This is a genomic window from Nocardia sp. NPDC088792 (genome assembly GCF_044750615.1).
Lineage (GTDB): Bacteria > Actinomycetota > Actinomycetes > Mycobacteriales > Mycobacteriaceae > Nocardia.
On the sequence record NZ_JBIVKC010000002.1, the window covers coordinates 812,763 to 825,991 of the forward strand.

Genomic DNA, 13,229 nt, shown 5'->3' on the forward strand with positions numbered 1-13,229 from the left:
TGCGCTACCGAGGGTCGAGCTCTTGGTCGAAGGCTTGCTCGACTCGGGTGAGGAAGTCGGCGATGAGGGTCAGTTCTTCGGGGGTGTAGGTCGAGAGGGCGCGCCGCCAGGTGCCGAGGAGGGGGCCGTAGAGGGGAGCGATTTCGGTGCGGGCCCGGGAGTCGTTGAGGTGGATGAGGATTCGGCGGCGGTCGGACTCGTCGCGGACGCGGGTGACGAAGTGGGCCTTTTCGAGGCGGTCGATGAGGCCGGTCATGGATGCTGTGGTGAGGCCGGTGAGTTTGGCGAGGTCGGTGGAGGTACGGGGGGCGGATTGGAGGAGTTGGAGGACCTGCATGTCGGTGGGGTTGATGCCGAGGCGGGCGGCGGCACGTTGGTTCATGCGCATGGCGCGTTCGGCGGTGCGGCCGATGCCGGACAGGGCGGCATCGATCAAATCGGCCTTCTTCGTTGACATCTCGCTGACCTCTCGGCATCCTGATTACTAGGAAAACTAGTTATTTGGTTTTCCGCAAAGTCAGGATAGTTAATCGAAGGACGGCGGAAGCCATGGTCCGATCACTGATTCCCGCATTTGTTCTGATCAGCGCCGCGCTCATGGGCGGCATACCCACTGCCACCGCGGATTCCGGGAGGGGCGACGCCTATCTCGGGCGGTGGAACTACGACTTCCCCGACCGGGCGAGCATGATCAATTACGCCACCGAGGACATACCGGGCGCTGCGCCCGGGCCGCAGATCGGGGACATCGTCTTCACATCATCGGCCGCGGGGCGGATCACCGGGCGCACCGATGTCGGGTGTACCTGGGAATTCAAGACCACCGTGGACGAGCTGACATTGGATCCGCCCGGACAGACCTGCCACAACCCCACGTATGGATACGCGTACACGACCACGGCTTGGACCGTGCGGGTGCGGGACGACAAGGAGACCGAATCCATTACGGCCGTGAGCCATCACGCGGACAAGGACTACACCTTCGATCTCGCGCACGGAGCACGCACAAAAGCGCGCGAGGATGATCCGGGCGCGGCACAGGCGTTCGAGGGTGCCTGGGGGTATGACGGCCCGCAGCCGGGAAACATCACTGTCGCAAAGAATTACGATGATCGGCTGATTGCCCGGACCGGCGATGGATGCAGCTGGACGTTGATCTCGCGGGGCGATACCGCCAAGCTCGACCCGCCTATCCAGACCTGCACGCAGGGCGATTCCGCTGTGACACTGCGGTTCTGGACCATCGCGGTGGCGGGTGACCACGAACTCTCGACGATGACCGGCACCGATGCCAAGGGTGCGGCCATCGCGATCAGCGGTGATCTCACCCGCCACTGACAGTGGATCAGCCTGCGAGTTTTGCCAGGTTGGGGAAGTTGCTCAGTTCCCAGCCGCCGTCTACGACCATGTCTATGCCGGTGATGTAGGAGGCTTCGTCGGAGGCCAGGAAGAGGGCGGGGGCGGCTATTTGTTCCGGGGTGGCGGCTGCGCCCATGGGGATGCGGTCCAGGAACATTTGTTTGGCTGGTTCGTAGCCCATTACCGCTGCTACCAGGGGCGTGTCGACGAGGCCCGGGAGGACGGAGTTGACGCGGATCTTGTATTGGGCCAGCTCCAATGCCGCGTTCTTGGTGAACATGACTACTCCGGCCTTGCCGGTGGCATACGGGCTGCCGCCCGGCATGGGGACTCGGCCGTCGAGGGAGGAGATGTTGACGATCGCGCCGGCGCCGCGCTCCTTCATATGCCGCGCTTCGTGTTTGGTGCAGAGGAAAACGCTTTTCTGAACCAGATTTACGGTGAAATCCCAGTCGGCTTCGGTCAATTCGGTGATGGCGCCGATGCGGGAACCGCCCGCTGCGTTGAAGGCCGCGTCGAGGCCGCCGAAACGGGTTGCGGCGGTGGCTATTCCGGCTTCCACCTGGGATTCGACCGTCACATCGGTGACTACAGGGATGAAGGAGTCGCCCCATTCGGCGGCTCGTTTCTGGAGGCCGGGCTCGTCGATGTCGAGGCCGACCACCGATGCGCCCTCGGCCAGTAGCGCAGCCGTGATGGCTGCGCCTATGCCGGAGGCGGCGCCGGTCACGACCGCGGATTTGCCTTCGAATCGTCCTGTCATTGCTGAACTTCCGTTCCGTGTCGGCCCGCGCGCAGGAACTCGCCGGTGCGCTCGGTGCCGAGGGTTGCCGCCTTCTTGCCGTTGCCGAAGACGTATTCGCCGTTCACCAGGACCGCGGTGACGGTGGCGTCATTGCGGTTGACCATGCGGGAGAGGCCGTCGAACTCGGGGATGGGGTTTTCCGCGTAGGCGTCCAGGGATTCGTCCAGGTGTTCCGGGTCGATGATCAGGACGTCGGCGCGGTCGCCTACGCGCAGGTGGCCGGTGTCGATGTCGTACCAGTCGGCGAGTTCGCCGGTGAGGCGGTGCACCGCGTGTTCGATTGTCATGAACGGGGTTCCGGCCTGCTGGGCGTCGCGGACTCGGCGGAGCAGGCGGAGGCCGAAGTTGTAGAAGGCCATATTGCGGAGGTGCGCGCCCGCGTCCGAGAAGCCCAGTTGCAGGCCGGGATCGGCGGCCAGCTTGTTCAGGACTTCGGGGCGGTGGTTGGAGATGGTGGTGCGCCAGCGGACCTTCGAGCCGTACTCGACGACCAGATCCAGGAAGGCGTCCACGGGGTGCGCGCCACGCTCCTGGCCGACCTGGCCGAAGCTCTTACCGATCACGCTCGCGTCGGGGCATTCGGTGATCTCGGCGTCGAAGAGGTCACGGTGCCAGACCCGCGGGCCCCACTTCTTCTCGTAGTCCCTGCGGAACCAGCGCCGATACTCCTGATCGGCGAGCAGTTCGCGGCGCTGCTCCAGCTCGTTCGAGAGGTGCAGAGCCGCTGCGCCGGAACCGAATTCCTCGAATACCGGCAGATCGATGCCGTCGGAGTACACCTCGAACGGTACCGGCAGATGCTGGAAGCGGAAATCGCCGCCCAGCCGGTTCAGCACCCGGGCGATACCGGACAGCAGGAACACCACACCCGGAATCGCCTTGATATCGGCGGCCGAGAGCAGGCTCACCTTCAACTTCGGGCGGAAGAAACCGAGCGTGCTCGCCGCCATGGCGATGAGGCTCTGGGGCCGCGCCACATCCGGGCCACCCTGCAGTGCCCGGCCGCGATCCCGCAGAATCCGGTTGAGCCGCCGCCGTTCCCGCGTGGCGGCATAGGTGGACGGCAGCGTGCGCGACCGGCACACCTCACCGTCCAGCTTGTCGAACATGAGCTGCTGCGAGGACATGCCGACGAAACCGGCGTCGAGGGCCTCGATCAGCTTGTGCTCCATGGCCTTCAGCTCGGCGGCGGTCGGCTGCACATCCGGGGTGGTGGCCCGCTCCAGACCCAGCTGCGCCGCCCGGATATCCGAATGGCCGATGAAGGCGGCCAGATTCGGGCCCAGCGGCAGCGACTCCAGCGCCTGCACATAACCGTGCGCGCTGGTCCACGACTTGGTGTCGTCGACCGCGGCCACCACGTGCTTCCGCGGAATCGCCTCGACTCGCCCGAACAGATCCCCCGCATCCTGGCCGGTCACATGGACCGTCGACAGTGAGCAGGATCCGAGCAGGATGGTGGTCATGCCGTGCCGCAGCGATTCCGACAGCGTCGGATCCAGCAGCACCTCGACGTCGTAATGGGTGTGGATATCGATCATGCCGGGCAGCACCCACTGCCCGATCGCGTCGATGATACGCGCGCAATCGGTTTCGTCCAGCGGCTCCGCGCTCACCGCCGCGACCCGCCCGTGCCGCAGGCCCAGATGCCGGATCGCGGACGGCGCGCCCGTGCCGTCGAACCAGCGGCCACCCTTGATAATGGTGTCGTACATGGGTTTTCAATCCCCCAGAGCGAGTTGTCGGCGCAACACCTTGCCGGTCGCATTGCGCGGCAAGGGTTCCGCCGTGATGAGCCAGCGGGCCGGCACCTTGAAGTAGGCCAGCTGTTTGGCCACATGATCGCGCAGTTCGTCCGCGGTCAGCGAATCCGGGGCGTCGACCACGACGATCGCCGCCACTTCCTGCCCGAGATCCTCGTGCGGGACACCGATGACGGCCGATTCCCGCACCGCCGGATGCTCGTCGAGGACATTCTCGATCTCCTGCGGATAGACGTTCTCGCCACCACGCAGAATGAGATCCGACCGGCGACCGGAGATATAGAGCCGGCCGTCCCGCAGTACCCCGAAATCGCCGGTGCGCAACCACCGGTCCGCATCGATGGACGCCGCGGTGGCGGCCTCGTCGTTCCAGTAGCCGAGCATCACATACGGGCTGCGCACACAGATCTCGCCCTCGACGCCGTCCGGCACCGCCTTGCCGTCGGGATCCCGGACCTCGATGGAGACGCCGATCACCGCGCGCCCCACCGTCTCCGCATCCGCGGCCAGCTCGGGCGGTGTCGCCACGGTCGCGGCGGTACCGCTCTCGGTGCAGCCGTAACTGGTGGTCAGGCCCTGCAAGGCCACGGGGAAGTTCTCCCGCAACCGCTGCAGCAGGGCGGGCGAGGACGGCGCCGAATTCAGCGAGAACGCCGTCAGCGAGGACAGGTCGTACTGCGAGATATCCAGGCTCAGCAGGCGATTGGCCAAGGTCGGCACCGCCGCCCAGTTGGTCACCCGCTCGGCCTCCACCAGCCGCAGCACCGAATCGGCATCGTAGGAACCGGACGGGAAGACCACCGCGTCACCGGTGGTGATCCGCGGCACCGCCAGATTGTGCAGGCTGGCGATGTGGAACAACGGCATGGTCGCCAGGAAGCGGCGGCCCGCCGGTGAACCGTCCCACGCGAGACCCCGGAAACCGGCCGCCATCGCGTCGTTGAAACGGTGATAGTCACTGACCGCCACCAGGTTCCGCTGCGTGTGCACGACACCCTTGGGGCGTCCCGTGGTGCCGCTGGTGTACAGGATGATCGCCGGATCATCCTCGCCCACGGTCGCTTCCGGATTGCCGCCCGCGAACTCGGTCAGCAGCGCGGGCAGGTCGCCGTCCATGGTGAGCACCGGAATCCCGGTCCCGGTCTCGGCCAGTAGCGCCGCCCGCTTGGCATCGGCGATCACCACCTTCGGCGCGGTGTGCTCCAGCCCGTAGGCGATCTCGCGGGGCGCCCACCAGGCGTTGTACCCGACCGGGATGGCGCCCAGCCGTTGCGCCGCCCAGAAGGTGAGCACCCATTCCGGCGCATTGGCGGCCAGAATGCCGACCCGATCACCCTTGCCGACGCCGTACCGCTCCCGCAACGCCGCTGCCAGCGCGCCCGCCGCCGCATAGTGTGCGGCGAAGGTGAGACGCCGGCCCGCGGACACCAGATAGTCGCGGTCACCCAGCTCACGCGACCCCTCGAGCAGTTCCAGCAGCGAGCCGGCGCGGTTCCGGAAGACCGGGATGGGCGCGCCCAGCACCTGCTCGACCGTCAGCTCGAACGGCCCGCCCGGCCCGGTCAGGCCCGCGGCGACCTTCGCCGCGAGCGCCTGGAGGTCAACGGCATTCGTCATGAATCAAATCCTCGCGATTCGTCAGGGAATCTTCGCAGCTTGCCCGAGCAAGCCGTGCCCGTGGGCGTGAACGGCCGAAAATCTGGCGCAGGCGTGCAACTTTTCCCGGACATCAGGACTGTCCCCGCACGACGTCGAAAGTGGCCTTCAGATAGGCATCCGCGCGATCGGAGCCGATGAGGCCCGCCGCCATCCGATTCATGGCATAGGCGAACGTGACCCGATGATCCAGATCGTTCACCACCATCGCGCCGCCCAGTCCCGCCCACCAGCACACCCGGCCGTCCGGGACATGCGGGGCCGTCTGCGACTGCGGCAGGCCGTAACCGATCCCGAACCGCAACGGCAGCATGATCGCCAGATCCACGCCGTCGGACTGCTGTTCGAAGATCAGGTCGATGGTCTTGCCCGACAGGAACCGGCGGCCACTCAGCTCACCGCCATTGCTGATCAGCGACTGCAAGCGGGCGATGGAACGCGCATTGCCGTGACCGCCCATGCCGCCCAGCTCCGCGCTCCGCCACTCCGGCGTACCGACCTCCGCGAAATCCAGCAGCGGCTGGAACAGCGTCTTGAACATGACACTGTCCTGCGGCAGCAGCGACTGATCGAACTCCGGCAGCTCCGGCGGGATCAAGGTGGCGATACGGCCGAAATCCTCGGCATCGGTGCCGATATGGAAATCCGCGCCCAACGGCTCGGCCAGCTCCTCCGCGAAGAAGCGGCGCAGCGAGCGGCCCGTGATGCGCTGGATCAGGGCGCCGATGAGATGGCCGTAGTTCATGGCGTGATAGCCCGACGCGGTGCCCGGCTCCCACCACGGGGCCTGCGCCGCAAGGCGATCGGCGGCGGCCTCCGCGTCATAGATATCGGCCAGCACGATCGGGGCTTCCCAGCCGGAGACGCCCGACGTATGCGAAAGCAGATGCCGCACTTCGATATCGGCCTTGCCATTGGCCGCGAACTCCGGCCAATAGTGCGACACCTTCTGATGCACATCCAGTTCACCGCGATCGACCAGCAGCAGCGCACACAATGCCACCATGGTCTTGGTGATCGAGAAGGTATTCACCAGGGTGTCCGCACCCCAGCGCCGCGTCTGCTCCGGATCGGCGTAACCGCCCCACAGATCCAGCACCGGAGCGCCGTCCACCGTAATGGCCAGTGACGCGCCCAGTTCGGCGCCGGAGTCCACCTGCTCCTCGAAAGCCGCACGCACTCCCGCGAATTCGTCGGTACAGAAACCCGCGACGGTGCTCATGCCACGCCCTCGCGCATCTCGGCGGCCACCGCGCGGGCCGGCACCGGCAGCGTATAGCCGTGGTTGGCCGCGCGTTTCGCGCCCCGCGCCATCTCACGCTCCAGATCCCTTACGTACGGCTCGAATTCGAGCTGAATAGTGTGCCGCGGGGAATCGTAGTAGCGGCCCGAACGGGCCGCTTCCGCCTCGCGCATGCTCTCCTTCATCTCCGTCTCCGACGGCAGGCGGTAATTGCCGGTCAGGTAGGCGGCGATCAGCTTCGACTGCTGCTCGGCGAAGTTCACCAGCGTCGGCATCGGCTGGGCCAGACCCAGGAAGAACAGGTTGTCGATACCCGGCTTGATCATCTGCCGGTACAGCGGGAACATATTGCGCTCGTCGGGCAGCAGCTCGGATTCGGCGAAGAACGGGAAGTTGATGTGATACCCGGTGGCGCACACCACCACATCGACCTCCTCGGCACTCCCGTCCGCGAAATGCACCTTGTCGCCGTCCAATCGGGTGATGGCGGGCTTGAAGGTGATATCGCCGCAGCCGGCGCGGTGCAGGAATTCCTCGCTCGCGGAGGGATGCGCCTCGAACGGCAGGTGATCCGGCTTGGGCAGGCCGTAATCCTCCATCTGCCCGCGGTTCTTCACCACGAAGCGCTGCTTCATCTTCAATGCCATCTTGGGCGGAATCCAGGCCGGCATCGACCGCTTGTCGCCGACCTGGCCGTTCACATACTTGGGCAGCACCCAGACGCCGCGGCGAGCGGACAGGTAGAACTTCGAGGCGATGAAGCGCTGGGACAGCTCGGTGGCGATATCCAGGCCCGAATTGCCCATGCCCACCACCACGATCCGCTTGCCGCGCATATCGATCGGATCGAACGGGTCGTTGTAGGCGTGCGAATGCAGGAGGACGCCGTCGAATTCACCCGGATAGTCGGGCAGGCGCGGGTCCCAGTGGTGGCCGTTGCAGACCAGCAGCACGTCATAGGTCTCGGTGCGGCCGGCGTCGGTGGTGACCACCCACAGGCCGTCCGCATCGCGTTCGGCGGAGATCACCTTGTTGCCGAAGATGATTCGATCGCGGATGCCGAAATGATCGACGTAATCCTTGAAGTACTGGTGCAACTGGGTGTGATGCGGGAAGTCCGGCCACTCGTCCGGAGCCGGGTAGTCCTCGAATTGCAGCCGGAATTTCGAGGTGTCGATGTGCAGGCTCTGATAGCAGGCCGACATTCCGTTCGGGTTCTTGAAGTACCAGTTTCCGCCCACCTCGTCCGACGCTTCATAGCAGTCGAAGGGAATCCCGTACTCGGCCAGTCGTTTTGCGACGGTGATTCCGGACGGGCCGGCGCCGATGACGCACACCCGGGGCAACTCACGTGTTTCCAATGTCACTCAATCCTTCTCCGGACGTGATGTGACACACACGCTAACACTCACTAGACAGTGTGTCTAGTGAGTGAACTTCCGTCTATTATTCAAGCGTGACCCGGACCGACGAAGACCAGAACACCCCGCGCCGCACCTCGCTGCGCGACGAACAGAAACGCCTCACCCGCAGCCGGCTCATCGAAGCCGCCACCCAGCTGTTCACCACGCAGGGCTACGCCACCGTGCGCGTCGACGACATCGCCGCCGCCGTCGGCTGCAGCCGCGCCACCTTCTACCTGCACTTCACCGGCAAGCCGGATGTCCTGCGCGCCATCGCCGAACAAGGCACCCTGCCCAGCGTCCAGCACTTCTACGAAGACCTCGACCACGTACTCGACAGCGGATCCCGCACCGAATTCGCGGCCTGGATGCGGCGCGCCATCGACTGGTTCCAGGAATACAAGGACCTGCTCCCCGCCTGGGACGAGGCCACCGCCCTCGAACCCGAATTCCGCGAAGTCGCCCGCGAAGGGATCCTCGCGCTCCCCAATGTCATGACCTCGTACCTGTCCCGGTGGCCCGCCGACCGCCAGGACGAGGCGCGATTGCGGATAGAACTGCTCGTCGCGCAGCTGGAACGGTTCTTCACGCGCTGGGCGATGCAGGGCACCATCGACGTCTCCGCCGACGAGGCCGCCAATGTCCTCACCGACATCTGGTTCCCGGCCCTGCAATCCCCCGGCGCCTGATCAGTGCAGTCCGACCAGCTCCGCCGAGCGGTCGAACATGCTGGTGCGCAAGGCATCATCGCGCCGGGCGGGCACGGCGGGCAGGAAGCGCAGGCCCGGGGTCGAGGTGTAGAACCGGCCGGTGGTGCCGGTGAGCCCCGCGTCCAAGGCCAGCCGGATCCCCATCTGCGCACCCTGCTCCGGCGTGCGGATCAGCGGGGTGTGCGAAAACGTCCGGGCCGCAGCGGAAATGACGCGGCTGCCGCGGATCAGTCCCGAGGCGACCACGCCCGGGCAGAAGCTGTTCACGGTGACGCCGGTCCCGGCGAGCCGGTGCGCCAGCTCCTCGGTGAACAGGATGTTCAGCAGTTTGGAGCGGCCGTAGATCGGCTGGGAGCCGATGGCGCTGTGGCGCAACGGTTCCGCGAAATCCTCGGGGCGCAGGCGCGCGGCGGCGCGATGCGCTTCGGAGGCCGTCACCACGATCCGGGACGGTGCGGCCGCGATCAGCGGGTCGAGCAGCAGGTGGGTGAGCAGGAAGGGGCCCAGGTGATTGGTCGCGGCCATCAACTCGTAGCCGTCGCGGGTCGTGCCGCCCTCGAAACTGTGGACGCCCGCATTGTCGAACAGGATGTCGATCTTCGGGGTGCTCGCCACGATTCGCGCCGCCGCCGTGCGCACCGAGGAGAGATCCGCCAGGTCGGCGAGCACATAGTCCAGGCGACCCGCGGCGCCCGGTTCGGCCGATAGTTCCGCGACGGTGGCCCGGGCCTTCGATTCGGTGCGCGCCACGATCGTGAGATCCGCGCCGCGCCGCGCCATGGCACGGGCGATTTCCTTGCCGATGCCATTGGTGGCACCGGTGATCACTATCTGCTTACCGATGATCGAGCGTTCTTCGTAGCTGGGCACGGTGTGCTCCTCAGTCTGCTGGCCGGACCGGCTTAGATGTCAGTGACATTCAAATGTCGCTGACATCTGAAGCAGTCTAGGCCACCTCACCGGTCGAATCGAGCCCGATAAACTTCCCGGATGCCCACACGGATGAGCCGCCCGCAGTCCCAGGCGCAGACCCGTGCCCGGCTCATCGAATCGGCGGCCACGCTGTACCTGCGCGACGGCTACGCCGCCACCTCGAACAACCAGGTCGCCGAGGCCGCCGGCTACAGCCGCGGCGCGGTCTACTCGAACTTCGCGAGCAAGGAAGACCTCGCACTCGCCGTACTCGACAAACACACCGCCGAGGAATTCGAGGCCGTCCGCCACATCATGGCCACCGGAACCGTCGCCGAACGCATCACCGGACTACGGACCTGGATGGCCGCGACGATCCAGGATCCGCAATGGGCGCTGTTCAAGGCCGAACTCGCCTTCGCCGCCCGGCACAGCCGGACCCTGCCCGCACAACTCGCGGAACGCGATCGGAACGCCCGCCGCGAACTCACCGAACTGATCGAACAGGTCACCGCCGAACTCGAAGTCGCGGTACCCATCCGCCCGCAGGTGCTCGCGGGCTTGATCCTCGCGCTGGGCAAGGGCATAGCGATCGACTGCCTGGTCGAACCGGCGGAACCGCAGAACTGGCTCGACGAGATCTTCACCCTCGTCGAGCCACTACTGACCCTGCTCGCGATCGATCCTTCGGCCGAGCGGCAGCCCTGAGCTCGGCTCAGGCGACGCGCACCGTCGCCAAAGCGCCTGCGGCGGTTCGATACCGATCGGCCAGCAACCGCACCACCGCGGGGTGCGTACCGATCGGATCGGCCACACCATCCGCACCGGCCTCGTGCAGACGCTGATGAAACAGACCGTGCGCCAGCAGATAAGACGCGAGGAAAACCCGCCGCGCACCGGACTTCCGCACGGACGCAACGACTTCCGGAACCCGAGGCGCACCGGTGGCAATGTAGGCAACCTGAACCGGCGCCCCGATCTGCTCGGCCAGCATGGCCGCCGCACACCGGACATCATGCCGCGCACGGGCATCCGAGGACCCCGCCGCCGCGAAGACCACCGCATCCCCCGGCCGCCAGCCCGCGGCCCGCAAGCGCACCCGCATGACCATCGCCAGCATCGGATCGGGCCCCATGGCCGGGGTCACCGCCACCGCCGGATGCGCACTCGCCGCCACTTCCCGCGGCACATCCTGATACACGTGATATCCCGACGCCAGAAACGCCGGAACCACCACCGCCGGAACCGAACCCAGATCACCCAGCACCTCGGCGGGCGCCGGCCCCAGCACATCCACGAAGGCCGTGCGGACCAGCGGCGCCGAACGTAACGATGCCGGTGCTGCCCCGAAAACGGCACCGGCACCCGTCTGTGAACCCTCCGACGTGCGACCCCGCGCGGGAACCGGCACACCCAGTTCCCGAGCCACGGCCTCCGCCAGCTCGGCAATCATCTCCACACCCTTCGCACTCCTGGTGCCATGCGCCACCAGCACCAGCGCCGGCCCGCTCACCACTCCCCCGAACCACGACCACGCACCGGCCCGCCGGGCTGACCCGCCGGCCGCAACGAAACCTCGGGCCGTGCAGCAGAACTGACGACCGGCGAACGGGTCACACCCTGGCCGGACATCGGCAGCGGTGCGGGGAGGACGTGGCGCTGGCCGCTGGGCGGCGTCTGCGGGGGAAGCGGGTGGGTCCCGGGAATAACGGGGGCGTCGAGGGTCGGCGGGCGAGTGCCCGGGGTGCGTGCCGGGTATTCGCGGCGCATACCGGGGACCTGGGGCCGGACCGGAACAGGTTGGCGCGCAGGGGGGCTCGCGAGGGTCGGGCGGGGGTTGTCCATGCACTCGGCGGGGTCGAGGGCCAGGCGGTAGCCGCGTTTGACGACGGTTTGGATGGCTTTGGGAGCGCCCAGGCCGGCGCGCAGGCGGGCGATGGCGGTTTCGACGGCGTGGGTGTCGTCGCCACCGCCGGGGAGGGCGGCCAGGAGGTCTTCACGGGAGACGACGCGGCCGGGCTGGCGGGCCAAGGAGCGCATCAATGCCATTGGCGCCGGGGCGAGTTGGCGGACCTGGCCGTCGACCACGACGCAGGCGCCGCGGACGCTGAGGAGGTGACCCGCGGCGGGGATGCGGTTGGCGCGGCGCGGGAGTTCCTCGGCCACGTGGCGGGCCAGGGCGCCCAGGCGGGCGCGGGCGGGCATGGAGGTGGCGACGCCGAGTTCTTCCAGCGGGGCGGCCGTGATGGGGCCGACGCAGGCGGGGAGGACGCGGGTGCGGAAGGCGTGCAGGACGGCCTCCAGCAGGCCGGTTTCCTTGGCGCGCATGAGAAGTGACGCCACGGCGGGCGCGCTGGTGAAGGTCACGCAGTCGATGGCGGCGGTGACGATGGCCTCGAGCATGCGGTCCATGGGGACACGGTCGTCGGGCGGCACCCAGCGGTAGACCGGGACCGGCACGACATCCGCACCGGCGCAACGCAGTACCTCGCAGAAGTCCGGCACCGGCTCCCATTCGGTGGTCGCACCGTGCAACTGCACCGCGATGCGGACACCCTCGACCCCCTGGGCCAGTAGATGATCCAGCACCTCGGCACTGGATTCCGAAGCGGGAGACCATTCCTCGCGCAGCTCCGCCGCACGGATGGCGCCCTTGGCCTTGGGACCACGCGCCAGCAGGCGGGTGGAAGCCAGTGCGGTGTGCAGCCCTTCGGCCAGCCCCCAGCCCTCCGCGGCCTCCATCCAGCCACGGAAACCGATACCGGTAGTGGCCACACTGATCTGCGGCGGATCCGCCACCAGCCGGCGCGTCACCCGCTCCAGCTCGGTGTCGTCGGACAGCGGAATGATCCGGATCGCCGGCGCCGCCTGAATCGTCGCGCCCCGGCGGGCGAGCAGGGTGCCGAGCTCGTCGGCGCGTCGTGCGGCGGTGATTCCGACCGTGAATCCGGCCAGCGGGGTGCCCGCGTCGACCTCGGTCATGCCGTACCGCCGGTGATCTGCAACGGGTCGTTGGACACCGCGACCACGCCGTCCACCACCCGGACCCCGTACACCGGCAGCGACTGGCTCGCATCATCCAGGCAACGTCCGTCGACGAGCGAGAAAACCTGCTTGAGCAGCGGGGAGGCGATCACCGGCACACCGCCGCGATCACCCACGATGCCGCGCGACATGACCGCCGCCCGGCCGAACGGATCGATATTGCCGACAGCGAAGAGCGTGCCGTCGGTCAGGAGGAAGAGCGCCGCCTGGCGGCCGCCCTTCAGCAGGACCGCCACGCCGCGGCCGGGAATCAGATAATCCAACCGGCAGGCCTGCGTCCAGCCGGTGATGCTGGTGGCGGTGCTTGGTGTGTCGATCACGGTCATCGGTAAC

12 protein-coding genes and 1 pseudogene are annotated in these 13,229 nt (G+C 67.1%); 3 read left to right on the forward strand and 10 right to left on the reverse strand.

Annotated elements, in window-relative coordinates:
- Positions 1-4: 4 nt before the first annotated feature.
- A complete protein-coding gene (locus ACIP5Y_RS12985) occupies positions 5-457 on the reverse strand; it encodes a MarR family winged helix-turn-helix transcriptional regulator (RefSeq protein WP_400349960.1) in 453 nt (150 codons plus the stop codon).
- A gap of 92 nt (positions 458-549) precedes the next feature.
- Between ACIP5Y_RS12985 and ACIP5Y_RS12990 the strand changes: the two genes are divergently transcribed.
- A complete protein-coding gene (locus ACIP5Y_RS12990; protein WP_400349961.1) occupies positions 550-1,338 on the forward strand; it encodes a hypothetical protein in 789 nt (262 codons plus the stop codon).
- Positions 1,339-1,345: 7 nt separating this feature from the next.
- Here ACIP5Y_RS12990 and ACIP5Y_RS12995 read toward each other — a convergent pair whose 3' ends face one another.
- From ACIP5Y_RS12995 to ACIP5Y_RS13015, 5 genes are all read right to left on the reverse strand, one after another.
- Positions 1,346-2,122: an SDR family NAD(P)-dependent oxidoreductase gene (locus ACIP5Y_RS12995; RefSeq protein ID WP_400349962.1), complete on the reverse strand. Its 777-nt coding sequence runs from the start codon at positions 2,120-2,122 to the stop codon at positions 1,346-1,348.
- Positions 2,119-3,879: an amidohydrolase family protein gene (locus ACIP5Y_RS13000; RefSeq protein WP_400349963.1), complete on the reverse strand. Its 1,761-nt coding sequence runs from the start codon at positions 3,877-3,879 to the stop codon at positions 2,119-2,121. The genes ACIP5Y_RS12995 and ACIP5Y_RS13000 overlap by 4 nt, the downstream gene beginning before the upstream one ends.
- Positions 3,880-3,885: 6 nt before the next feature.
- Positions 3,886-5,544, reverse strand: coding sequence for a class I adenylate-forming enzyme family protein (locus ACIP5Y_RS13005; protein ID WP_400349964.1), 1,659 nt, complete (start codon positions 5,542-5,544; stop codon positions 3,886-3,888).
- A 112-nt stretch (positions 5,545-5,656) separates the two neighbouring features.
- Entirely contained in the window at positions 5,657-6,805 is a 1,149-nt protein-coding gene (locus tag ACIP5Y_RS13010) for a serine hydrolase domain-containing protein (protein WP_400349965.1), read from the reverse strand.
- Complete coding sequence (locus ACIP5Y_RS13015; RefSeq protein ID WP_400351254.1) at positions 6,802-8,187, reverse strand: flavin-containing monooxygenase; 1,386 nt, start codon at positions 8,185-8,187, stop codon at positions 6,802-6,804. The genes ACIP5Y_RS13010 and ACIP5Y_RS13015 overlap by 4 nt, the downstream gene beginning before the upstream one ends.
- Before the next feature lie 95 nt (positions 8,188-8,282).
- Here ACIP5Y_RS13015 and ACIP5Y_RS13020 point away from each other — a divergent pair, with 95 nt between their 5' ends.
- Positions 8,283-8,918, forward strand: a complete 636-nt coding sequence (locus ACIP5Y_RS13020; protein WP_400349966.1) for a TetR/AcrR family transcriptional regulator — start codon at positions 8,283-8,285, stop codon at positions 8,916-8,918.
- Here the strand turns inward: ACIP5Y_RS13020 and ACIP5Y_RS13025 are convergent, their stop codons facing one another.
- Entirely contained in the window at positions 8,919-9,809 is an 891-nt protein-coding gene (locus ACIP5Y_RS13025) for an SDR family NAD(P)-dependent oxidoreductase (RefSeq protein WP_400349967.1), read from the reverse strand. It abuts the gene before it with no gap.
- A 120-nt stretch (positions 9,810-9,929) separates the two neighbouring features.
- On the opposite strand from ACIP5Y_RS13025, the gene ACIP5Y_RS13030 reads away from it, so the two are divergent.
- Positions 9,930-10,559 carry a TetR/AcrR family transcriptional regulator gene (locus tag ACIP5Y_RS13030; RefSeq protein WP_400349968.1) on the forward strand — a complete coding sequence of 210 codons (630 nt, stop codon included), beginning with the start codon at positions 9,930-9,932 and terminating at the stop codon, positions 10,557-10,559.
- A 7-nt stretch (positions 10,560-10,566) separates the two neighbouring features.
- Here the strand turns inward: ACIP5Y_RS13030 and ACIP5Y_RS13035 are convergent, their stop codons facing one another.
- From ACIP5Y_RS13035 to nirD, 3 genes and pseudogenes are all read right to left on the reverse strand, one after another.
- Entirely contained in the window at positions 10,567-11,364 is a 798-nt protein-coding gene (locus ACIP5Y_RS13035) for a sirohydrochlorin chelatase (RefSeq protein ID WP_400349969.1), read from the reverse strand.
- Positions 11,365-11,687: 323 nt separating this feature from the next.
- Positions 11,688-12,833 (reverse strand): annotated as a pseudogene (locus tag ACIP5Y_RS13040) (uroporphyrinogen-III synthase); the annotation flags it as partial.
- The gene (gene nirD / locus ACIP5Y_RS13045) at positions 12,830-13,222 is read right to left on the reverse strand and encodes a nitrite reductase small subunit NirD (RefSeq protein ID WP_400349970.1); all 393 of its coding nucleotides are present in this window, start codon (positions 13,220-13,222) and stop codon (positions 12,830-12,832) included. The gene nirD and the pseudogene ACIP5Y_RS13040, both read right to left, overlap by 4 nt.
- Positions 13,223-13,229 lie beyond the last annotated feature (7 nt).